We start from the raw sequence: 21826 nt of genomic DNA, 5'->3' as shown, positions 1-21826 counted from the left end.
CTTACTAAATCAAAGTGCAATCAATAAGTTTTTTAGATGAAACAGCAAACTTTGCCGCAAACCTAAAAAGTGATGTAAATTACCAAAAAAGCTTAATTTCATGAAAAACTTGTTTCTCATTCAGGTTTTTTATTGCCGTTAACCTTGATCCCCTAGCATTGATGCTGCGTTTTATGTAGATTTCTGCCAAAAAGGCAGAAATTTGAAATAATTAGGATTATAAATATAAAACGTCGGTAGCTTGCCAGCTTATGGGATGCTGTTTTAATAAAGTTATATTGTAAAACAATATAAAACTACCTAAAATAAGCAAAGCCAAATGTCTGACATTTTACCAAGATAAAAAGCTAGATTCAGGGTCATTGCATCTATCAGTTGAATTACTTCTAACTGATTGTCATAACAACGTTGCCATCTAAAAAAGTTATTTTCTCCACCAAGCATTGACTTGATTCGAAAAGGAGTTTAAAAATCATGAAAACAGTAGTCAATTTAACACAGCAATCAGTAGTAGAAGAGATTGAAAGCGTTTTAGATACATATCCATTTCATCCATATCAACAAGCCTTTGCGATTCCTGACTTACGCCAAGAGCTAATTACTTTCGTCCTCAACCGAATTCCTTCTTTTTACAGCGCGATGTCTGACAGACAGATTCCGCTAGCGGAGGCTGAACAAGGAAGCTTGGCTTATTACAAATTGCCTCGTAAACCCTTAGAGCAGCAACTACATTTACAGAATTTGATTCACCAAGGGATTTGTTTAATCGTTCAAGAAAAGTCAGATTGGATTGGCAATCATCTTTGTGAAACAGTTGAACCAGCTTGTGAACCTTCCCACTGGTTTGGTTAATAGTTTTAACAAGATTTGGCTCTCTGCTGAAATATAATCATGTCCGCAGTTAATTTTTGAATATTGAACTAATCCCACGACTAAAGTCAGTGAAAAAGATGTGGGATTAGCTCAATATTTTTTTGTCAAAGCGTAACCGACACTATACGTAGGATTAGGGATGAGGATTAAAATAATTCTTTCCTAGTCCTCAGTACCCTTTTTAGTCAATTATTTTGGATAAACGATTCAGTATATTGCTCTTGAGGTGTAAACTTTGACAATTACTAAGTTCAAAGGAAATTCCCAGGACATGAGAAAAATAACTGCTTTAATGCTGGTAAGTATAACCGTGACTGCTGGGGTGGGAGCATTAACACCCAAAGTCACCAATGCCCAATTATTTTATCCACCAGCGAGCGATCGCCATTCATTAATGGTAATCGGTCAAGGGGCAGTGAGAGTGCCAGCAGATACAGCGGATATTGAATTGGTATTCAGTAGCGGAGGTAGCAATGATGAGTTACAAACGCAACCATCAGCCTTCCCAGAAACTCGCCGACTATCTTCATTGACTTTACTCTTAAATGAAAAAACACCAGCAGAACCTTTACCAAACAAAAAATCTCTAACTAAAGCAACTCTTCAGCCTGTGGTAGATAGCCTAATTGCCAAAGGAATTAGTGCTGATAAAATTCAAGTACAAATTAATACAAATTCTAGTGAAAACAATGCCAAGATATTAGTGAGACTGGAAAAGCCAACACGCGATCGCATCCAGGAAATTGTTGCTACAGCAAACAAATCCACGAGCAAACTTGAAAATATATCTATTAAGAGTGTAGGTGTAGAGTACGCAGTCAATGACTGTCAGGCTTTGCAAAGTTCAGTTTATCAATCAGCGATGAAAGACGCTCAAAGCCGCGCTCAGGCTTTAGCAACAGCTATGGAAGTTAAGCTTGGAACTCCTTCTGTAGCCGAGCCATTTTACACATTATTTTATCCCTCATGTAGCTCTAAAACTGGAGTTACTTTGCCATCATTTGCTAGTTTTTTATCATCACCAACTTATAATCCAGATGCCCCAGCAGAAGTAGAGATGAAAAAGGATATTTTTGTGACATATACAACGAAATAAGCATTTATATTCAGTGTGTAGATGCACAGCCACTTGTCGTCAAACATCGCACTTTAATTTATCGAAACAGAATTCAGGAGTCAGAATGGGCTAAACGCCCCGCTACGGCTAACAGAATGAATTATGTATGAGTGGCAAATAGCACAGCATTAGCGAGTATTATTGCGTAGCATCTTTATTCTGACTCCTGAATTCTTCTTCAAGAATTTGGCATAATAATGACTGAAAAACCAAAATATTTTTACTGAATCAGATTAAACTGTTTTGATTAATCAACACTCCGAAAATCTCTTAAACAGTCAACTGGAAAATGCACCAGGTAAAGGCTATATATTTAGCTGGTTTGATTGGTTTTGTCTTTGGTATCCTCCAGGCTGGCTAATTTTATTCAACCGCCATTGGCAGTACTATCACGCCGATCCAGATGGTTGGAATTGGCTAGAATATGGATTATTTTTAATTCCTGGCGGATTTTATCTGGCGATTTTAAGTCGTTGGTTGCGTCTGGGTTTTCGTTCACCCCGAAAAGAAGTTGGTGAATTTGATCCCAAATATCAACAAGCTTTTCGCTCAGAAATTCTCGCCCCCATCGTTAAATATTATTTTCGGGGAGAATTGCAACAAGTCGAAAACTTGCCGCTAACAGGGCCATTGATTGTAGCAATGAATCATGCCGGGATGTGTTTTCCTTGGGACTTTTTGACCTTAGGTTATTTATTAAGTGAAGCCAAAGGATGGGTATTACAACCCATAGCAAGTCCAGCATTATTTGAGCATCCTTGGGTGATTTGGTGGCTACCGCCTAAATGGTCACAGGTTTTAGGTGGAGTGCGAGCCGAATTCGATGATTTTGAGGCGGCAATGGCTGAAGGTAAAATTCTCTTATATGCACCCGAAGGTATACGCGGACTTGCAAAAGGTTGGAGAAGACGCTATCAACTACAAAAGTTTGATGTCAGCTTTATTCAGTTGAGCGATCGCTATCATATTCCTATTCTCCCAGTAGTTTGCATCGGCAGCGAATTTCTGCATCCTTGGGCTGTTAATTTCACAAAATTACAACGGTTAGTCAAATTACCATTCTTGCCTTTATCGCCTTTGATGCTGGTCTTACTCATGTTTCCCTCAATGGGAATTTGGGCAATGAGAACTCGTTTGCGTTACTTTATTGGCCCTTTAGAATCAGCACAATTGGATAACTACTCAAACAAAGGGCGTGCAGTAGCCTATCAACAGGCGCAACAATTACGAGAAAAACTGCAATTTCAAATTAATCAGTTTTTGGGTAAATCTTAATACTACAAGCTGACTGACGGCTGTTGTGAGTGCGATCGCTACTATTAGTTTTTTAAATGGGCAAACCTACCGAAATGATACTAATCTCACCTACTTTTCCAGACTCCAACCCAGGGCTGCGGCGACTTCAGCAGCTAATTCTAGAGGATTGAATGGTTTTGCGATCGCACTAACTATTCCCATTTGGGCATAGCGACGGCGATCGGAAGCCTGGATTTTGGCAGTTAACAAAATTACCGGAATCTCTTTAGTTAATGAATTAGCTTGTAACTTTTCAAAGGTCGCGATGCCATCCATCTCTGGCATCATCACATCTAGTAAAATGGCATCTGGTTGATAAGTCTGGGCTTTAATTATGCCCTCTTGGCCAGAACTCGCTGTCTCTACTTTCCAGCCTGCCACTGTTTCCAAGCAAATCTTGGTAACTTCTTGGATATACTGCTCGTTATCAACCACTAGAATTTGCTTTGTTGTCATCACTGCTATCCTTTTGTTGGTTCAGGGTAATTTGCTGAAGTAACTCCATTGCCCGTTGTTCAAATTCCTTGGTGGTAACAGGCCCTTTGGTCAAAAGTTCTGGCTCTTGACTTAGTTGGCTATTTATGATTTGCTCACAACCACTATGAATGACAGAGATGTTAGAAGAGTCTTCTAAATCAGTATTTTGGAAAGCCTCAAACAACGGTAGAGTGACGTAAAAAGTGCTACCTTCGCCCAATACACTTTCAGCCCAAATGCGTCCACCGTGCTGTTGCATAATACTCTTACAAATTGCCAAACCTAAACCAGTCCCATCATGGTTGCGTGAATCTGAAGAGTCAATTTGTTGAAAGCGCTCAAAGATACTCTCAAGTTTGTCTGTTGGGATACCGCGTCCTGTATCTTTGACTGTCAACAAAACTTCATCCCCTTGTTGTTGTGCCCCCAAGCAAACCGTAGATCCCGCAGACGAAAACTTAATGGCGTTACTCAGGAGATTAGTCAAGGTTTGGACAATGCGATCGCTATCTGCCCATACTTGGCCAGATAAGGCAGAAATCGATACTTTCACCCCTGCTTTGTCAGCTAGAGGCTGCATGACATTTACGGCTTGAACGATCAGATCAACGACATTACAGATTTCTGGTTCCATCTTCGCCTTACCCGACTCGATCCGCTCAATGTCTAGGATGTCGTTGATTAAACGTACTAGGCGTTCGCTGCTATCAGTAGCAATTTGCAGCAGGCGTTTTCCCTGCTCTGAGTCTGTTGGTAGCAAATCACTAGCTAGCATTCCGAGAGAGCCGTGAATCGAGGTTAAAGGTGTGCGGAGTTCATGACTAACAACAGAGACAAATTCATCTTTCATACGTTCAATTTGCTTGCGCTCTGTGATATCTCGTAAAATAACCGTATAAAACATTTCCTCACTCATATCTATTTTAGAGATGGAAGCCTCCGCTGGAAATTCAGTACCATCCTTACGACGACCATAGATTTCCCGCCGTTCTCCCATCCGACGGGCAACATTGGGAGATTGGCCAAAGTCAACGACGTGTTGACGATGCACTTGAAAAAAGCGCTGCGGTAAGAGCAAATCAAGACCCTTACCAATCACTTCTTGGGCAGAATAGCCGAAAATTTTCTCTGCTCCTTGATTAAACAAGGTAATCCTTTGGAATCCGTTGATGGAAATAATTGCATCATCAGCAATATCTAAAATCCGTGCAAATCTTGCTTGAGAGAACCGTAACTCGCCTTGTGTCCGTTGACGTTCATCGAGTTGTGACTGCAACTGTTGATTGACTCTAATTAACTCAGCGGTGCGTTCTGCAACTCTCAATTCCAGTTCGTTGATGGCTCGTACATCGGGGGATGAGGGGGACGAGGGGGACAAGGAAGAATTTACTCCCCCTGCTCCCTGCTCCCTGCCCCCTGCTCCCCTGTCCCCCTGCGTCATCCGTTGCCGCAATTTCATTCGTTCTAAGCGATTAACGATCCGGGTTACTAGTTCTGGCCCGACAATGGGCTTGCTTACAAAGTCATCAGCACCAACGCTAAACACCTGATTTACCATTTCGGCATCGCTATGCACGGTGAGGAATAAGATGGGTAACTCACTCCAGCGCGGCTCGTTGCGTACCAATTGGCAAAGTTCTATACCATTTGTATAAGGTAATTCCACATCCAGAATTAGCATATCTGGCGTAACAACTTCCAAGGTTTCCCAGAAATGACGTGGATCTTCAAGAGCGATCGCTTTCAGTCCCCAAGGACTAAGTAAGGTTTGTAACAATGCTTGAATTTGCGGATCGTCATCCACAACCAATATTTTAGTTTCTGGATATGAGTCATTTTGTAGCGGTTGCGTTACTGTTTCTAATACCTGTGGGGTTGGCAATGTAGATATTTCCCCTGCGTTTTTTCCGTTAATTTCCCGACGCAATAACTTTACCCAATTTTCGAGGCTACTAATCTCAGATTGACTCAAGATTTTGCCAGAACTCAGCAACAGTTCGATATTGCGTGCCAATTTTGAGCCAATAGGTAAGCCAAAAGTACCTAAAGATCCCGCCAATGTATGAGCCTCTTTAACCGCAAGAGAAAGTAATTCGGAACTTAAAGTATTTTGATTTAAAGTTGCGATCGCATCCTCTAACACCCTCACTTGCTCATCCACTCGCCCTTGAAATCGTTGCCAAATTTCCGCAACTGCCATTAATGTTTGCTGCTGTGATTTGAGATTTGAAACCGAGGATTTTGCCTGCCCCCTTGCCCCCCTCTTCTCTTCCTCTGCCAGTGATTTCAGCCGATAGCCAATACCATAAACTGTTTCAACCAAATCACTGGGCGCTCCTACAGCTTTGAGTTTGTGCCGTAATCCTTTGATATGAGTGCGAACAGCTTCTTCTTGTGGAGTATCTTCATAACACCAAAGATGTTCTAAAATCATCCCGCAACTGAAAACCCGGCGAGTATTTCGTAAGAATAGTTCTAACAGAGCATACTCTTTTGGAGTAAGTGTTAGTAGATTTCCAGCATAAATTACTTCACAGCTACTAGGGTCTAGCTGCAACTTACCATACTCCAGCACAGGCTGGGAAGTTACGCCTTTGCGACGCAACAGCGCCCTGATCCGAGCAATTAACTCTTCTTCGTCAAAGGGTTTAACTACATAGTCATCTGCGCCTGCATCTAGCCCGATCGCTTTTTCATGACTACTATCGCGCCCTGTCAATAATAATATTGGCATTTGCAGACCACTAGACCGGATTTGACGACAAAGACTAATGCCATCCAGTTTCGGCAGTACTACATCCAGGAGGATTAAATCATAATCATAAGTTTGAATAAAATCCCAAGCAGCATCACCATCAGTAGCAATTTCAACCGCATAGTTTTGATTAGTCAAAACGGCTGTGAGTGTATAGGCATTTAACTCATCATCTTCTACAACTAATATTTTCATGTTAAAAGCTTTCCCAATTAAAATGGATACAACAGATAACAAACAATAAACTTAAATTGCAACATCAATTAAAGTAATCATAAAACAGGAGTCAGAATACAGAATTCAGAATTCAGAAAACTCTACCCATAAAGGGATAGAGTTTTCAGGCGAGAATATTTTAATTTTTTTCGCCCCTGGTGGGCGAAAGCGCGTAGCCTGATATCTTGCACCTAGCCCTGGCGATTAGAAATCGCGGCTATACAAACAAAGTCCGCCTACGCGGACTAATGCAAAATTAAGGTTTTCAACCCGCGCAGGCGGGTTTTGTCTGTGTAGCCGCGACTTCCAGTCGCCTGGTGCAAGATATCAGTAGCTCGAAAATACTCGCTACCGCTACGCTATCACCCACTCGTACAGAATTCTGACTCCTGAATTCTGAATTCTGAATTCTTCTTATAAAACTCTCAATACGCTACAACAGAAAAAACCTTCTGCTAAACCTGTGAAAAAACGAGTCACGCTTACCTTCCCGAAACGCGCTGTGCAAATGCCAGTCACTTATGTACTGGCTAAAGAGTTCAACGTCGCTGCCAATATTATCCGCGCCCAAGTTGCTCCAAATCAAATTGGTAAACTAGTAGTAGAGCTATCGGGAGATATCGATCAATTAGATGCGGCTATTGAGTGGATGCGATCGCGCCATGTTAACGTGTCTTCTACATTAGGCGAAATTGCGATCGACGAGGATGCGTGTGTCCACTGTGGTTTGTGTACTGGGGTTTGTCCTACCGAAGCCCTCACCCTCCACCCAGACACGTACAAATTGACATTCACGCGATCGCGGTGTATCGTCTGCGAACAATGTATCCCTAGCTGTCCCGTACAAGCAATTTCTACTAACATTTAAAATTACCGCATACAGCAGGAAGGATTACCCATCCAAATTTATTATCAATTTTAAATTGATAAACTTTGCTACTCGAAATTGTTGATCATCTGTAAATCTATCAGTATCAACCAAAGATAGACGCTGAATACTTGAGGTTTCATCTAACCTCAAGCATAAATACTTCTGATATGTTACCGACATTTTCGATAACTCTTCTCTTTGTTCTTTAAAATTATCTACAAAAGTCAAGAAAACTTGATTTATACAATGCGAATCGGGTATTCGAAATTATCTCGGCAGTTACAAAAATGCAAATCGTGCTATTATTATCCACCCAACCTCTTTAATAATCTTCCAATAGCTATAGTTCAGATCAAATAGCCAGGATTAGCTATACTATTGCGACCTTTGATAGATAATACATATTTATCAAAGGCTATAAAATTATCAATAGCCATAAAGATACTTAGCAATCTTATTGCATAAAAACATATCAAAAATATATGCAAATTTTTAACTAATGTTATTATGCAATAACCTCATGAGGTAGTCATTCAGATCAATTATGAAATTAGCTACACAACCCACGGTAAAAACTCTAGGGGACTACGCCTACCAAGCGATTCAAAAACACTTTAAGAAAACCTTGAAGTATGAAAAATCAGTTAAGAAAGATGAAGATCCAGAAGCGCTGCATCAAATGCGAGTGGGAATGCGTCGCCTACGGACAGCCGTCACTCGGTTTGGACTCGCGGTGGATGTATCCAAACCAATCAGCGATAAAAATATTGGTAAAATAGCCCGTCGTCTTGGTAATCTGCGAGATTTAGATGTACTCAAAGAAAGTTTGGAAAACAATTACAAACCAAACTTACCCCGCAAAGAGCAAGAATCTTTGCAAACAGCTTTCACAGCCTTAGCTAAACAACGTGAAGATGTACTATCGAGTGTACAGAAAACGTTAAAAGATGAATCTTACAAGTCTCTAAAAAATGCCTTAGATAAATGGTTAGAGAAACCCAATTATCAACCTTTGGGATCTGTCACGATTCAGCAAGTTTTACCAGACTTACTTTTACCAGAAGTGAGTAACTTATTATTGCATCCAGGTTGGCTAGTTGGCACTGAATTTGTCAACTCAGAAGTTAAAATCCAGAAAAATTGGGAACCAGAAAAGATAGAACAACAATTGACGACAGAAGGCGAAAGTCTTCATAGTCTGCGAAAAGAAGCGAAACGTGTACGCTACCAAATGGAGTTATTTAGTGACTTATATGGTGAGTCTTACGCAGCTTATATTGAAGAAGTGAAAAATATCCAAGAAATTTTGGGTACGATGCAAGATAGTGCAGTTTTAACTGACTGGCTGACAGATGTTTTCAAGTCAGAAATTCAGACTCAGTTGCCCACCCTTGCTACTTTGTTAACTGAAAATCGTTACCAGTCGTGGCAGCAGTGGCAACCTTTGCAAGAACGGTATCTGAAAACTGAAACCAGACATAGTTTTCATTTAACAATACTGCATCCGCTTTCATGAAGTTGTTTGAAAAGTGGCTGGCTGTGATTTTAGGCACTTGTTGATAAATTCGCCTAATCCACACCACTCCTCCACTTAGGGACTGAAAAATAAAAAAATATCCAATTAACTCTTGTGGGGTGGGCATCTTGCTCGCCATATAAACTGGGCACTCATGTTGCCCACCCCACAATATTGGATAATTTATTTCTTGGAGTTCCCTTAGGGAAATCCAAGAAGCGAGACATGGGGTGTAGCTTGCTTCTCTGTGGTGGTATGCAGGCTCCCTATCCAACCCTATTAAGAGCTTCCGCGAGCGGTTCAAGAAAACTAGCGATAAATAAAGACGGGTTGCAGCCCGTCTAAATAGCTTGAAAGTGCAAATACACCTTGTATAGCATTGAAAATAACATAGTTAATTTTCTCAGAGTTGCCAATTTGCCAAATCATAAAAAAGATATAGCAGTTTGCAAGTAACGGAGGTAAAAAATTTAGTAATCAAGATAATTATTCAAGAGCAATACAGTTCAGATAAACCCAAAACACTTGTAGAGACGGCGATTTATCGTGTCTCGAAAAACCAAAATTGTTGCCAGTAGCCCTTGCGCTCAAACCAAAAGCAGATAATATTAAACATTTTAAGGTAATTCTCAGCGCAAATTAATTTAATTACCACTAAATGCATTTAGATTATTATTAGAACAGGATTTCTAGAGTTAAGAGAGCGATGAAATAAAAATATTTAGCAATCTTTTTGGAATAGCTGCACTTTTCACTGTAGGTATGCAACAGAGGTAAGTTCAAATCAGCTATAACTAAAGATGTCGCGGTTGACAGTAACTTTATATTTAGCAGTCTGATTTTATCGATCAAACCTTATTAAACCCATCAAGTGCAACCAGAATAGTGAAGCAAATTATAAAAGTTTGGATAAATATAGATCCATTTTCCTTACAGTCACGCCTCACCATTGGTATTGCATCATTTTCCGCTTTGGTATTAGGTAGTCTCGCTACGTGGACTAGCTGGAAAATGCAGCAAATTTTAGTTGATAGTCATAAATATAATATAGAACAAATTGCCAAGCGCTTACCGCAAGATGTGCAAATTTATAGTGAAATGATGCAGCCTGAAACTGGGTTGCAAAAGGCTATTAATAATTTGGGAAATACCGACACATTATTATGGCTAAAAAGTTCTGATAATAAAATTTTAGTAAAATCTGCTAATTTAAATTTATTATCTGATACTACGGTTACTGAGTTAATGTCCCTGACTAAGATGCCGATTAAAGCACAAGTTTACAAAATAAATCAAAGCTCTTTTGTTTTATGTGGTAGTTCTGTGCAAGTGCAGGGGAAGTTTATCGGTGAGTTATTTGTAGTCAAGGATATTACCCGCGAACAGAAAATGTTTGTGGGAATGGTGCAGAATTTAGGTATTACTAGTATTTTGGCAATTATTATTTTAACTGCTGCGATCGCACTTTATATCAAACGTTCTCTGCAACCCCTACGCCAGCTAAATCAAATGACTTCTGTGATTTCTGCTGAAGATTTAGGACAAGCACAGCTATATCTTGATAATGCACCCAGCGAAGTTAAAGAACTAGCTCAAACTTTAAACATGTTGTTATCACGCCTCTCCCAATCATGGGAGCAAGAGCGAGAATTTGTGAGTAATGTTTCTCATGAGCTACGCACACCTTTGACAATTGTACATGGTTATTTGCAAAGCGTCTTACGAAGGCAGAGTAACTTAACCCAAACCCAGCAAGAAGCTTTAGAAACTGCGGCATCAGAAGCTGAACGCACTATCCGCTTGTTGCAAGATTTACTTGATTTGGCACGAGCCGATAGTGGTTATTTATACTTTCAGATGAAATCTTATGTACTCAATGAATTGGTTGAAGAAGTTGTAATGATGGCAGAAAAATATAGCGATCGCACAATTACAATCGAGTCAAAGATTTATCCAATTGAGATTAAAGCAGACTACAGTCGCCTCAAACAAGTGTTATTAAACTTAATTGATAATGCTGTTAAGTATTCTGAAGCTGATACACAGATAATTTTTAAGTTAAATCAGGTTCAAGACAAGGCAATTATTCAAGTTTGTGACAAAGGCTATGGCATTCCTTTACAACACCAAGCACGGATATTTGAGAGGTTTTACCGTGTAGATGAATCTCGCTCTCATACTACTGGGGGTTGTGGTTTGGGTTTATCGATTGTCAAAACACTTATAGAAGGGATGGGGGGTAGTGTCAGCGTGCAATCTAAATTAGGGGAAGGTAGTATATTTACAATCAGTTTACCTACATATAGCAGTCCGATCTGATTTGCTCTCCACCGAGAGGATCAGATCCCCGACTTCTTCAAGAAGTCGGGGATCTTTTAGTTCGTGACTCATTTAGGATTGCTATATAGCATTTATATCTGATTTATGAAAATTGAAAGACTTAGATTCTCGACTTCTTGATTTGATTGCAGACATAGTGTGTATGACAGAAAATTTTTGTTGTGAATTTTGACATTACTTACCTATTTTAGGAGCAAAAATATGACAGCACATATCCTTTTGGTGGAAGATGAAGTCAAACTGGCGCGATTTGTCGAATTAGAACTTAGTAGCGAAGGATACAAAGTTAGCGTAGCCCATGATGGTATTGCTGGTTTAACCTTAGCCAGAGACTCATCACCAGATTTAGCGATTCTGGATTGGATGCTTCCAGGCTTGACAGGTTTGGAAATTTGTCGCCGTTTGCGAGCAACAGGGAGTACAGTACCAGTGATTTTGTTGACAGCAAAAGATGAAGTGAGCGATCGCGTGGCAGGATTAGATGCAGGAGCCGATGATTATGTTGTTAAACCTTTCAGCATTGAGGAACTACTAGCTAGAATTCGCGCCCATCTCCGCCGCACCCAAGAAACAGACGAGGATTTGTTGCGATTTGAAGATTTAAGCTTAAATCGCCGCACCCGTGAAGTATTTCGGGAGAAACGAAGCATTGAGTTAACAGCAAAAGAGTTTGACTTATTAGAATATCTCCTTTCACATCCCCGTCAAGTGTTTACTAGAGATCAAATTTTAGAGAAAGTTTGGGGTTACGATTTTATGGGTGATTCTAATATTATTGAGGTTTATATTCGTTATCTGCGACTCAAGTTGGAAGAAAATAATGAAAAGCGTTTGATTCATACAGTCCGTGGTGTAGGCTATGCACTACGGGAATAATCCTAATGATTTGGTGATTTTGATAAAAAGCAACATATTAAAGACAAAAAAGGATCATGAAAAAAAAATGGGCTGTTAAACGACTGACAGTAAATCTCACAACCGAGGAAATGAAGAAACTTGAATGCTACTGTGCTTTGACAGGAAGGCCAGCAACAGATGTCATTCGAGAACTACTCCGAAGTCTTGAGGTTGACAATGCGGAAAATTCTGAAAAGGAAACAGCAGATTCAACAATAACTGTTGGCAGTTAGTTGAAATCACAGTAACTATCCACTCGAATATTCCGCCAAATCTCAGAAGTCTGTACCTTATTGGGCAATACAGTTCAGAATGAGCAACAAAACACTTGTAGAGACGGCGATTTATCGCGTCTCGAAAACCCAAAATTGTTGCCATTAGCTCTTAACCCAAGCGTATTGCCTATAGGGTGAGCATCTTGCCATGAGTTTAAAAAGTAAAAAGTAAAAAGATAATACCCATAAATTACAGAGGTTTCAGCTTAAGCGTTCGTGCAACGACTCCGCAGGAGTATCGCGTTGCGAAGTAAATGGATAAAGTCGAGTTAAGCATAATCAAGAAAAACGAACCGCAAAGGCGCAAAGGACACAAAGAAAGAGAGAGAGAAGTTAAAAGGGTTTGGCGCAGTCTCACATGGACTCAGCCATTGACTAGATTTTCCACAGCATCGGCATTGTTTGGTAATGCGGCTGTTAAAACTTCGCTGCCTTCTGTAGTAACTAAAACATCATCTTCAATGCGAATTCCGCGGACATCGGCAAATTCAGATAAACGCTGCCAATTCACCACACTCTGATATTTTGAACGGACGTTGGCATCATTTAAAATTGCTGGTACTTGATAAAAACCAGGCTCAATTGTGACTAACATTCCTGGACGCAGGGGACGATTTAAACGGAGGTAGCTTAAGCCAAAGCGATCGCTCCTCGAACGTCCCTCTTCATACCCTGCTAAATCGCCTAAATCTTCCATATCATGGACATCTAAACCCAGTAGATGACCGATACCATGAGGGAAAAACAGCGCGTGGGCATCGATTTCTACTAAATCTTGGGGATTTCCTTGTAAAATACCTAACTCTACTAAACCTTCTGCGATCGCTGTAGCTGCTAGTAAATGAATATCCCCATACTCTACACCAGGCTGTATTTTGGCAATGCAGGCATCATGGGCTGCCAACACCACATTATAAATATCTCTTTGGGTAGATGAAAACTTACCTGAAACTGGCCACGTGCGAGTTACATCACCTGCCCAACCCATCTCGGTTTCAGCGCCAACATCGGCAAGTAGTAAATCACCTGGTTGCAAACTATGATGATAATGCTCGTTATGCAAAACTTCACCGTGAACAGTGACAATACTGTTGTAAGAGGTAGTCATATTGTGAGCAATAATTACCCCTTCCATCGCTGCCCGAACTTCTGCTTCTAGTTTGGCTTTGGGTGTTGCAGCCATCCCAGCTTTGTGGGCTTCTACAGTCACAGCAGCAGCTTTTCGCAACTCGGTTAATGCCGCATCATCATGGATCAGGCGGAGAGAAACGATCGCCTTAGCTAACTCCAAGTCAATTCCTTGGGGAGGACTTTGTGGTAAAACCCATTTATTTAATATCTGTGATTGCTGCGTCCAAGTCGCTGCATCTTGGGCAGCAAGTGTAGCGGCATTTTCTACCCAAGACTCTAATTCTGCCATTGGCCCTGCCACATCCGCCCCAATCTTCTCGGCTATTTCCTCGCGCGTTGGCGTTTCTCCATGCCAAAGGGCGCTGCTGGGTGACGGATCGTCGATGAATAATTCTAGCTTGCCTGCTTCTAAACGAATTGCCGCCTTTGATAATGGCAGTCCGGCAAAATAGAGGAAATGACTGCTAGCACGAAACGGAAAGGAATTTGCCGGAAAGTTGCGCGGATTGTTGCTACCTGACCACAGAATTACTGGAAAATCAATGAGATTGGCTAATTGTTGGCGGCGGCGGCGTAAAGTCTCGATGAGGGAAGTAGAAGTTTGTGGGATAAGCATAAATTTAAGGTGATGATTTTACCTTTATTTAGTCGTTATCGTCTTTATCGTCATCTTTTTTATCATCCTTGCGATCGCCATCTTTTTGATCATTTTTGCGATCGCTATGTTTGTCATCATCATCTTTGTCGTTCTGCTTTGCCTGCTTAGGCTGTTGGCTAGGTTGTACGACTGGTTTTTGTCGCTCAGTTGGAACAGGTGGCTGTGGTACTTCAACAACACAGCTAACTAATCCTCCAGAAATTAGCGCTAAGTTGACCGCAGCAAAGATGCTTCTGAAGATTTTTATCCTCATATTTTCGTTTTGCTTTAACATTGACTCTAGTTTTTGGAGATTATATTCCTAATTTATAAGGTACTGTATATAGCGGTTCTCATTTGGATTAACACAACGTAGTGGCGTAGCAAGGCTCGCATTGGTATCAACTTAACGTGAAAACTAGCCTAGTAAAAGCTTTTAGATATTGTCTCGTTCCCAGTCTCCGACTGGGAATGCCGTCCTAGAGGCTCCGCCTCGCTTGCTGGCGGCAGAGCCACTTTTGAGTTGCATTTCCAACCGAAGGCTGGAAACGAGGTTTTAAGGGAGGGAGTTTTAGCTTAAGTTGACACCAATGGGTTTTGCGTAACCCAGCATACGTCTAAATTTCTTTATGGGGATCATTAATTTTGAATTTTAAATTTTAAATTTTGAATTGTGAGCGAAGCGAAGTGACTCTAATGGGACAAATTATTACTCAAGTTGATGCTTTTACCAATACACCTTTTGCAGGTAATCCTGCTGCTGTCTGTGTTTTGCCTACTCCCCAAAATGAAGGCTGGATGCAGAACGTGGCCCAAGAGATGAATTTATCTGAGACGGCTTTTCTTGTCAAACAGGATGATGGTTTCAATTTGCGTTGGTTTACACCCACGGTAGAAGTACCGCTTTGTGGTCATGCAACTTTAGCTAGCGCCCATGTACTTTGGTCAGAAGGACATTTATTACTTGATGAAATTGCGCGTTTTTATACCAAAAGTGGAGTGCTGATTGCAAAGTTGCAAGGTGAGTGGATTGAATTAGATTTTCCTGTGAATCACTCACAAGCAGCGATCGCACCTCCAGAACTTAGTGAAGCTTTGGGTGTACGATCCAAATCTGTCTTCCAAAATTCCCTCGGCTATTTAGTGGAATTAGAATCTGAAGAATTAGTACGACAAGTACAGCCAAATTTCCAACTCCTGAAAACGTTGTCTATTGGTGATGTAATCGTCACTAGCACCGCCAATTCTGATTCCGAATACGATTTCGTCTCGCGCTTCTTTGCACCGAAATTAGGTATTAATGAAGACCCAGTGACTGGGGCGGCTCATTGTTGCCTTGCTGCCTTCTGGCGCGATCGCTTGCACAAAAATGAGTTTTTGGCTTATCAGGCATCTAGTCGCGGTGGTGTGGTGAAAGTATATTATGACGGAGGCGATCGCGTCTTTCTCTCTGGACAAGCGGTAACTGTACTGCGAGGCGAGTTAATTACCGCATGAATATCATAGACTAATTCATTTTTGCAAGCCGATGCGATCGTATTGTCAGACAAAACAATCGCATTGTTAATCGAAACAATGGCATTGTCAAGCAAAACAATGGCATTGTCAGGCGAAACAATTGCATTGCTAGTCGAAACAATGGCATTGTCAGGCGAAACAATGGCATTGTCAGGCGAAACAATCGCATTGTCAGGCGAAACAATCCTATTGCAGAAGATTGAGTTAAAATAGCACGGCAATACAAACACTGAATTGCAAAAGTACGCTCTTGCCAAGAAGTGAGTGTCACAATATTTAAAGAAGCCTAATATTTTAATTTTAAATATGTCTGCTAAACAAAAAGATGTTAGAAGTCTTATCCAATCTCGTGATTGGCCAATTGAGCAATTACCTGGACTGAGCCACGAAGAACAATCTCAACTGCAAAATTGTGGAATTAGCAGCACAGTAGCGCTATTCAAACAAGGTAAAACTCTAGAGTCAAGACTAGCGTTAGCAAATAAACTACAAATTCATCTTCAGTATGTAAATAAATGGATGGCTTTAGCTGACTTGGCGCGTATTCCCAGCGTCGGGACACAATATTGTGGTTTATTGCTTCATGCGGGTATTGGTTCTGTGGTGCAGTTAGCTCAAACTCCCACTCACAGATTGCACCAACAAATTATGCGTTTGCAAGTAGCCACAATGCAGCGCCGAGATTTGTGTCCAGCAATTGAGCTAGTACAGCAGTGGAGTCAGCAAGCGAAAACATTAGGGACTGGGGGATAAGGGAGCAGAGGAGGCAGGGGAGGCAGGGGAGGCAGGGGGAGAAATAAACAATCCCCAATCCCCAATCCCTACTCTTTAGCTAAAACACCATTCAGGAAAATATCAGCAAGTCCTTCGGCCATTTCCTGCATTTGTTGAGGGGACGCGTCAGGCTCGATGAGGGTGTTGTTAGAAAAACCTGCGATCGCAAACATTCCTAAGAAAACTTTTGCAACTAGCTTGGCGTCCCCTTGACGATAAATGCCTTTATCCATTGCTGTTTGAAAGAATGCTTCGCCCACATCAGTCATTTTGGTAATGACTTCTAATTGAATGCGATCGCGTAAATCGGGGTGAAACTGCACCTCCATAAAACAAACACGCATCAAATCGGCATTTTTTTGGAAATTCCACATCCGGCGGCGCATCACCTGCGCTACGGCTTTATAGCTGCCCATTTCACTTAACTCTGTGAGCAAATCTGTAAGAATCTCTACCCAGCCACTTGTGGCTACTTCCACCAAAATTGCTTTTTTATTGGGAAAATGACGAAATAGAGTGCCTTCAGCTACACCTGCTTGTTGTGCTAAATCGCGGGTGGTAGTACCATCAAATCCTTGAGAGGCAAACAACCGTTGTGCAGCCTCTAAAATTCGGGTGCGCGTCTGAGCTTCTGAAGGTGGGGAAGAATTAAAAATTCGCATAACAGTTATGGTTAGATATCCGTAACAGGATTTGTAGCATTATTGTCTAACTTTAGGCATAAAGAGCCACTGAAAGCTTAATACAAGATTAACGCTCTTTTGCTAAGTATCCTGTTGTTTAGGTAATGTAACTTTATCGTAGTTTTCGCTTATGAGCCAGAGCAGTCGGTCAATTTTGGATTTTAAATTGAGGATTTTGGATTGGTCAGATCGAGTATCTGTCATATTGCGGCGGTTGGCGATCGCTTTGTTGACTTGGATCATCTTCTCGTGGGGATTGCTACCAGAAGTTGCTCTAGCTCAAACTCAGACAGCACCCCCTCCTCAAGAAACCAAAACTCAAACCCCGCCAGTTCAAAGTTCGATCCAACCTTATCTAGATCGAGTCATCAAGCAGTTAACGGAGTTTCGCCTCGACAATGGTTTGAAATTCATCGTCTTGGAACGGCATCAAGCGCCTGTGGTTTCTTTTCTTACATACGCAAATGTTGGTGGTGTCGATGAGGCCGATGGCAAAACAGGTGTAGCTCACTTTTTGGAACATTTGGCATTCAAAGGTACAACGCGCATTGGTACACAAGACTACAAAAAAGAAAAACCGCTACTAGAAGCCTTAGAGCAATTAAATGCCCAAATTAAAACCGCGAAAGCCGATGGCAAAAAAGCTGAGGTTGCTCGGTTAGAAACTGAGTTTAAGCAAGTGGAATCGCAAGCAGCCAAGCTAGTCAAGCAAAACGAATTGGGTCAAATTGTCGAACAAGCGGGAGGCGTAGGTTTAAATGCCAATACTTCTACTGAAGCCACTCGTTATTTTTATAGCTTTCCTGCCAATAAGCTAGAACTTTGGATGTCGCTGGAGTCGGAGCGATTTCTCGATCCGGTAATTCGTCGTGAATTTTATAAAGAGAAAGATGTAATTTTAGAAGAACGACGGATGCGGGTGGAAAATTCACCCATTGGCTTGATGGTGGAAAAGTTTATCGATACGGCTTACAAAGTTCATCCCTACAGGCGTCCGGTGATTGGTTATGACGAAGATATTCGCAATCTGACACCAGAAGATGTCCAGAATTTTTTTGATACTCACTATGTACCAAGTAATTTGACTATTGCCATTGTCGGAGATGTCAATCCCGCTCAAGTGAAAAAACTGGCGCAAACTTATTTTGGCCGCTTTCAAGCAAAAACCAAAGCTGTAGAAAAAATTCCGGTGGAACCGCCACAAAAACAAACACAGGAAGTTACTTTACAGCTATCTTCTCAACCCTGGTATTTAGAAGGTTATCACCGTCCGGCGATTACTCATCCAGATAATGCAGTCTATGAAATTATTGGCAGTTTATTAAGTGATGGACGCACGTCACGGCTATATAAGTCTTTGGTAGAAAAGCAGCGTTTGGCGCTAAGTGCCCAAGGTTATAGCGGATTTCCTGGAGATAAGTACCCAAACCTGATATTTTTCTATGCTCTCACGGCTCCTGGTCATACAGTTGATGAGTTGGCGGTGGCTTTGCGGCAAGAAATTGACAAATTAAAAACTGAGCCTGTAGCGACGGCTGATTTAGAACGGGTGAAAACCCAAGCACGGGCAAGTTTGTTACGTACCCTCGATTCTAATATGGGGATGGCTCAACAATTGTTGGAATATGAGGTGAAAACTGGCTCTTGGCGGAATTTGTTTAAGCAGTTGGATGATATTGCAGCTGTGACGACGACTGATATTGAGCGGGTGGCAAAGGAGACGTTTACGCCAGAAAATCGCACGATTGGGAAGTTGTTGTCGAAAGAAGCTTAAGAGAAACGAACCGCGAAGGCGCAAAGGGCGCAAAGGAAGAGAGATATGCAAAGGTACAAGGTGAAGAGTAAAAGGCGGATGGCGTTGAAAATCAAAAATGGGAAGGGGATAATTTATGCTTTGGTTGCTGTTTTTGCGTGTTTACTTTTAACTTGTAATTTTTCTTTGGCGGCGACGACTGAGGCAAAGCATTATACAGACTTGCAACTACCACCGCTACCTGAGATTAAGTTACCTAAGTATGAACGGTTTGTGCTGCAAAATGGCTTGGTTGTCTATTTGATGGAGGATCATGAGTTACCGTTGGTGAATGGAACGGCTTTTGTACGCACAGGGAATCGCTTAGAACCACCGGAGAAAGTTGGGTTGGCTGGTTTTACAGGCGCGGTAATGCGAACTGGAGGAACTAAGCAGCATTCGGCTGATGAACTCAACGAAATATTAGAACAACGAGCGGCATCTGTAGAAGCTAGTATTGGTGAAGCTTCTGGTGGTGCTAGCTTTGACGCACTCAGCGAAGATTTAGAAACGGTGTTTGGGCTGTTTGCCGAGGTGCTGCGATCGCCTGTATTTGCTCAAGAAAAGCTAGACTTAGCTAAGACACAAGCCAAGGGTGGCATTGCTCGTCGTAATGACAATCCAGATGGGATTGCTAATCGAGAATTTAAAAAATTGATCTATGGCAAAGATAGCCCATACTCTCGCACTATCGAGTATGCAACGGTTGATAAGGTTGAGCGTGAGGATTTGCTCAAGTTTTATCAACAATATTTTCACCCCAATAATATAATTTTGGGGATTGTGGGCGATTTTGATAGTAAGAAAATGCGATCGCTCATTCAAGCTAAGTTTGGTGATTGGCAGCGGAATCCAGGTATTGCTAAACCCACATTACCAAAGGTTTTAGCAGCTAATACAGGTGGAGTCTTTTTTGTCAATCAGCCACAACTGACGCAAAGTAGTGTGCTTCTGGGACATTTAGGCGGACGTTTCGACAATCCCGATTATGCGGCACTTGATGTATTAAATGGGGTGTTAAATGGATTTGGTGGACGCTTATTTAATGAATTGCGATCGCGTCAAGGTTTAGCATACTCTGTCTACGGGCAGTGGAGTCCCCGCTACGATTATCCTGGCATCTTTGTTGCTGGTGGACAAACGCGATCGGATGCTACCGTCCAGTTTGTCAAAGCTTTACAAGCTGAAATCAAACGCACCCAAACTCAAAGAGTGACTGCAAAAGAACTCGCTTATGCCAAAGAGTCTACACTTAACTCCTTTGTATTCAACTTTCAAGACCCCAGCCAAACCTTATCACGGTTGATGCGATACGAATATTACGGCTATCCTGCTGATTTTCTCTTTCGCTATCAAAAAGCCGTCGCCGCCACCACGGCTGCTGATGTGCAACGGGTAGCACGAGAATACCTCAAGCCAGAAAAAATTGTGACTTTAGTAGTGGGGAATCAAAGCGCCATTCAACCACCGTTGACACAGCTAGCTGCAAAGGTGACACCAATAGATGTCACGATTCCTGGTTCGCAGCCACAGGCGAAGAATTAATCGCGTAGATAGGTTGAGACTCAATATAGGGACTTCCAAATAAAAAAATCGTAGGTTCAGAACCCCGACTTCCTAGAAAAGTCGGGGTTCTTGTTGTTCAAATAATTTTTTTTGATTATCAGGAAATGACTGAGGACAAATTGGAGTAACAACTAGAAACTAAATCAGGAACCAAAACCTCTGGAAATTCCAGAGGTTTTTTCTTTACTCTGGTTTTTTGGAGCGATCGCCCCAGTATACACTAGCCATGAAGCAGCAAAAATTGTCGCAGCGCATTAGTCAACTAGAGTAAGCTAAATTTAGGTTTCAGCTATTGGGAGTGGAAATGATGTTGTTGGAATTAAAGCGCATCCATGTTCCACCAGGACAAAGAGTGCTGCTACGAGATGTAACCTGGCAAGAATTAGAAGCAATTCTAGAGGATTTAGGAGAACACCGAGCAGCACGAATTGCTTATGATCGGGGAATACTGGAAATTATGGCACCACTGCCAGAACATGAATTTGACAAAGAAATTATTAGCGATTTAGTCAAAGCTCTTTTGGAAGAGTTGAGTACTGAGTTCATCAGCCTTGGTTCTACCACTTTCAAAAACCAAGCGATGGCTCAAGGTATAGAACCCGATCAGTGTTTCTATATCAAAAATGAATCTAAGATTCGCGGCAAGAAGCGGCTAGATTTAGCAGTAGATCCTCCTCCAGATTTAGCTCTAGAAATTGATATTACTTCTCGCACTCATCCTAATATTTATGAAGCGCTAAAAGTGCCTGAACTTTGGCGTTTCGATCGAGGAAAGCTCCAAATTAATGTTTTGCAAGACGGACATTATGTAGAATCTCAGCAAAGCCTAAATTTTCCTCTATTCTCACTAATTGAAGCAATTCCCCAACATTTAGAGCAAAGTACAATAGCAGGTAGAAATGCAACCCTTAAAGCTTTTCGGATTTGGGTACAAAAGCAAATACAACAGCAATAATTTATGCTGTCACCAGAATTCACAATAGACATCTCCGAAAATGACGTAGGGACAATACCCTGCGGGAAGCCGCAACTCTTGGAGACGCTCCGCGAATGCGTCTACATGAATTGTCCCTACCAAGGATACCGCACTTT

General features: G+C 41.5%; 20 protein-coding genes. 14 read left to right on the top strand and 6 right to left on the bottom strand.

Annotated elements, in window-relative coordinates; all coding sequences use genetic code 11:
• Positions 1-474 precede the first annotated feature (474 nt).
• From FD723_RS00340 to FD723_RS00330, 3 genes are all read left to right on the top strand, one after another.
• Positions 475-852 carry a hypothetical protein gene (locus tag FD723_RS00340; protein WP_179063578.1) on the top strand — a complete coding sequence of 126 codons (378 nt, stop codon included), beginning with the start codon at positions 475-477 and terminating at the stop codon, positions 850-852.
• A 292-nt stretch (positions 853-1144) separates the two neighbouring features.
• Positions 1145-1969 (top strand): SIMPL domain-containing protein, encoded by an 825-nt coding sequence (locus FD723_RS00335; protein ID WP_179063577.1) that lies wholly within the window; start codon positions 1145-1147, stop codon positions 1967-1969.
• Between the two features lie 264 nt (positions 1970-2233).
• Positions 2234-3265, top strand: coding sequence for a 1-acyl-sn-glycerol-3-phosphate acyltransferase (locus FD723_RS00330; RefSeq protein WP_179063576.1), 1032 nt, complete (start codon positions 2234-2236; stop codon positions 3263-3265).
• 90 nt (positions 3266-3355) lie between these two features.
• Here FD723_RS00330 and FD723_RS00325 read toward each other — a convergent pair whose 3' ends face one another.
• Together FD723_RS00325 and FD723_RS00320 are read right to left on the bottom strand one after the other, a co-directional pair.
• On the bottom strand, positions 3356-3742 hold the full coding sequence (locus FD723_RS00325; RefSeq protein WP_179063575.1) for a response regulator: 387 nt from the start codon (positions 3740-3742) through the stop codon (positions 3356-3358).
• Entirely contained in the window at positions 3714-6713 is a 3000-nt protein-coding gene (locus tag FD723_RS00320) for a response regulator (protein WP_179063574.1), read from the bottom strand. The genes FD723_RS00325 and FD723_RS00320 overlap by 29 nt, the downstream gene beginning before the upstream one ends.
• A 484-nt stretch (positions 6714-7197) precedes the next feature.
• On the opposite strand from FD723_RS00320, the gene FD723_RS00315 reads away from it, so the two are divergent.
• Positions 7198-7602: an NIL domain-containing protein gene (locus FD723_RS00315; protein WP_179063573.1), complete on the top strand. Its 405-nt coding sequence runs from the start codon at positions 7198-7200 to the stop codon at positions 7600-7602.
• A 24-nt stretch (positions 7603-7626) separates the two neighbouring features.
• Here FD723_RS00315 and FD723_RS44040 read toward each other — a convergent pair whose 3' ends face one another.
• A complete protein-coding gene (locus FD723_RS44040; RefSeq protein WP_218651776.1) occupies positions 7627-7785 on the bottom strand; it encodes a DUF3616 domain-containing protein in 159 nt (52 codons plus the stop codon).
• A 364-nt stretch (positions 7786-8149) separates the two neighbouring features.
• Here FD723_RS44040 and FD723_RS00305 point away from each other — a divergent pair, with 364 nt between their 5' ends.
• From FD723_RS00305 to FD723_RS00290, 4 genes are all read left to right on the top strand, one after another.
• Positions 8150-9121: a CHAD domain-containing protein gene (locus FD723_RS00305; RefSeq protein ID WP_179063571.1), complete on the top strand. Its 972-nt coding sequence runs from the start codon at positions 8150-8152 to the stop codon at positions 9119-9121.
• Between the two features lie 885 nt (positions 9122-10006).
• Positions 10007-11440: a HAMP domain-containing sensor histidine kinase gene (locus FD723_RS00300; protein WP_179063570.1), complete on the top strand. Its 1434-nt coding sequence runs from the start codon at positions 10007-10009 to the stop codon at positions 11438-11440.
• A 222-nt stretch (positions 11441-11662) separates the two neighbouring features.
• The gene (locus FD723_RS00295) at positions 11663-12337 is read left to right on the top strand and encodes a response regulator transcription factor (protein ID WP_179063569.1); all 675 of its coding nucleotides are present in this window, start codon (positions 11663-11665) and stop codon (positions 12335-12337) included.
• A 56-nt stretch (positions 12338-12393) separates the two neighbouring features.
• Positions 12394-12591 (top strand): CopG family transcriptional regulator, encoded by a 198-nt coding sequence (locus tag FD723_RS00290; RefSeq protein ID WP_179063568.1) that lies wholly within the window; start codon positions 12394-12396, stop codon positions 12589-12591.
• A gap of 406 nt (positions 12592-12997) precedes the next feature.
• Here FD723_RS00290 and FD723_RS00285 read toward each other — a convergent pair whose 3' ends face one another.
• The gene (locus FD723_RS00285; RefSeq protein WP_179063567.1) at positions 12998-14380 is read right to left on the bottom strand and encodes an aminopeptidase P family protein; all 1383 of its coding nucleotides are present in this window, start codon (positions 14378-14380) and stop codon (positions 12998-13000) included.
• Between the two features lie 28 nt (positions 14381-14408).
• Complete coding sequence (locus tag FD723_RS00280) at positions 14409-14696, bottom strand: hypothetical protein (protein ID WP_218651775.1); 288 nt, start codon at positions 14694-14696, stop codon at positions 14409-14411.
• Between the two features lie 401 nt (positions 14697-15097).
• Here FD723_RS00280 and FD723_RS00275 point away from each other — a divergent pair, with 401 nt between their 5' ends.
• The 3 genes from FD723_RS00275 (at position 15098) to FD723_RS00265 (ending at position 16672) form a co-directional block, all read left to right on the top strand.
• Entirely contained in the window at positions 15098-15898 is an 801-nt protein-coding gene (locus FD723_RS00275) for a PhzF family phenazine biosynthesis protein (protein ID WP_179068967.1), read from the top strand.
• A gap of 42 nt (positions 15899-15940) precedes the next feature.
• Positions 15941-16132 carry a hypothetical protein gene (locus FD723_RS00270; RefSeq protein ID WP_179063565.1) on the top strand — a complete coding sequence of 64 codons (192 nt, stop codon included), beginning with the start codon at positions 15941-15943 and terminating at the stop codon, positions 16130-16132.
• Positions 16133-16225: 93 nt separating this feature from the next.
• A complete protein-coding gene (locus FD723_RS00265) occupies positions 16226-16672 on the top strand; it encodes a DUF4332 domain-containing protein (RefSeq protein WP_179063564.1) in 447 nt (148 codons plus the stop codon).
• 68 nt (positions 16673-16740) lie between these two features.
• Here FD723_RS00265 and FD723_RS00260 read toward each other — a convergent pair whose 3' ends face one another.
• The gene (locus tag FD723_RS00260) at positions 16741-17355 is read right to left on the bottom strand and encodes a TetR/AcrR family transcriptional regulator (protein ID WP_179063563.1); all 615 of its coding nucleotides are present in this window, start codon (positions 17353-17355) and stop codon (positions 16741-16743) included.
• A 151-nt stretch (positions 17356-17506) separates the two neighbouring features.
• On the opposite strand from FD723_RS00260, the gene FD723_RS00255 reads away from it, so the two are divergent.
• The 3 genes from FD723_RS00255 (at position 17507) to FD723_RS00245 (ending at position 21689) form a co-directional block, all read left to right on the top strand.
• Positions 17507-19150, top strand: a complete 1644-nt coding sequence (locus tag FD723_RS00255; protein ID WP_179063562.1) for a pitrilysin family protein — start codon at positions 17507-17509, stop codon at positions 19148-19150.
• 78 nt (positions 19151-19228) lie between these two features.
• Positions 19229-20713, top strand: a complete 1485-nt coding sequence (locus FD723_RS00250; RefSeq protein WP_372743805.1) for a M16 family metallopeptidase — start codon at positions 19229-19231, stop codon at positions 20711-20713.
• 328 nt (positions 20714-21041) lie between these two features.
• Complete coding sequence (locus FD723_RS00245) at positions 21042-21689, top strand: Uma2 family endonuclease (RefSeq protein ID WP_179068966.1); 648 nt, start codon at positions 21042-21044, stop codon at positions 21687-21689.
• Positions 21690-21826 lie beyond the last annotated feature (137 nt).

The sequence above is a fragment of the Nostoc sp. C052 genome (assembly GCF_013393905.1).
Classification (GTDB): Bacteria; Cyanobacteriota; Cyanobacteriia; order Cyanobacteriales; family Nostocaceae; genus Nostoc.
Note: the sequence above shows the minus strand (reverse complement) of the source record. Positions and strands in the feature narration are given on the sequence as shown.

Coding starts and splice junctions, on each gene's coding strand:
- FD723_RS00340 (WP_179063578.1), top strand. CDS start 475: ATGAAAACAGTAGTCAATTTAACACAGCAATCAGTAGTAGAAGAGATT.
- FD723_RS00335 (WP_179063577.1), top strand. CDS start 1,145: ATGAGAAAAATAACTGCTTTAATGCTGGTAAGTATAACCGTGACTGCT.
- FD723_RS00325 (WP_179063575.1), bottom strand. CDS start 3,742: ATGACAACAAAGCAAATTCTAGTGGTTGATAACGAGCAGTATATCCAA.
- FD723_RS00320 (WP_179063574.1), bottom strand. CDS start 6,713: ATGAAAATATTAGTTGTAGAAGATGATGAGTTAAATGCCTATACACTC.
- FD723_RS44040 (WP_218651776.1), bottom strand. CDS start 7,785: ATGTCGGTAACATATCAGAAGTATTTATGCTTGAGGTTAGATGAAACC.
- FD723_RS00305 (WP_179063571.1), top strand. CDS start 8,150: ATGAAATTAGCTACACAACCCACGGTAAAAACTCTAGGGGACTACGCC.
- FD723_RS00295 (WP_179063569.1), top strand. CDS start 11,663: ATGACAGCACATATCCTTTTGGTGGAAGATGAAGTCAAACTGGCGCGA.
- FD723_RS00290 (WP_179063568.1), top strand. CDS start 12,394: ATGAAAAAAAAATGGGCTGTTAAACGACTGACAGTAAATCTCACAACC.
- FD723_RS00285 (WP_179063567.1), bottom strand. CDS start 14,380: ATGCTTATCCCACAAACTTCTACTTCCCTCATCGAGACTTTACGCCGC.
- FD723_RS00280 (WP_218651775.1), bottom strand. CDS start 14,696: ATGTTAAAGCAAAACGAAAATATGAGGATAAAAATCTTCAGAAGCATC.
- FD723_RS00275 (WP_179068967.1), top strand. CDS start 15,098: ATGGGACAAATTATTACTCAAGTTGATGCTTTTACCAATACACCTTTT.
- FD723_RS00265 (WP_179063564.1), top strand. CDS start 16,226: ATGTCTGCTAAACAAAAAGATGTTAGAAGTCTTATCCAATCTCGTGAT.
- FD723_RS00260 (WP_179063563.1), bottom strand. CDS start 17,355: ATGCGAATTTTTAATTCTTCCCCACCTTCAGAAGCTCAGACGCGCACC.
- FD723_RS00255 (WP_179063562.1), top strand. CDS start 17,507: ATGAGCCAGAGCAGTCGGTCAATTTTGGATTTTAAATTGAGGATTTTG.
- FD723_RS00250 (WP_372743805.1), top strand. CDS start 19,229: ATGGCGTTGAAAATCAAAAATGGGAAGGGGATAATTTATGCTTTGGTT.
- FD723_RS00245 (WP_179068966.1), top strand. CDS start 21,042: ATGTTGTTGGAATTAAAGCGCATCCATGTTCCACCAGGACAAAGAGTG.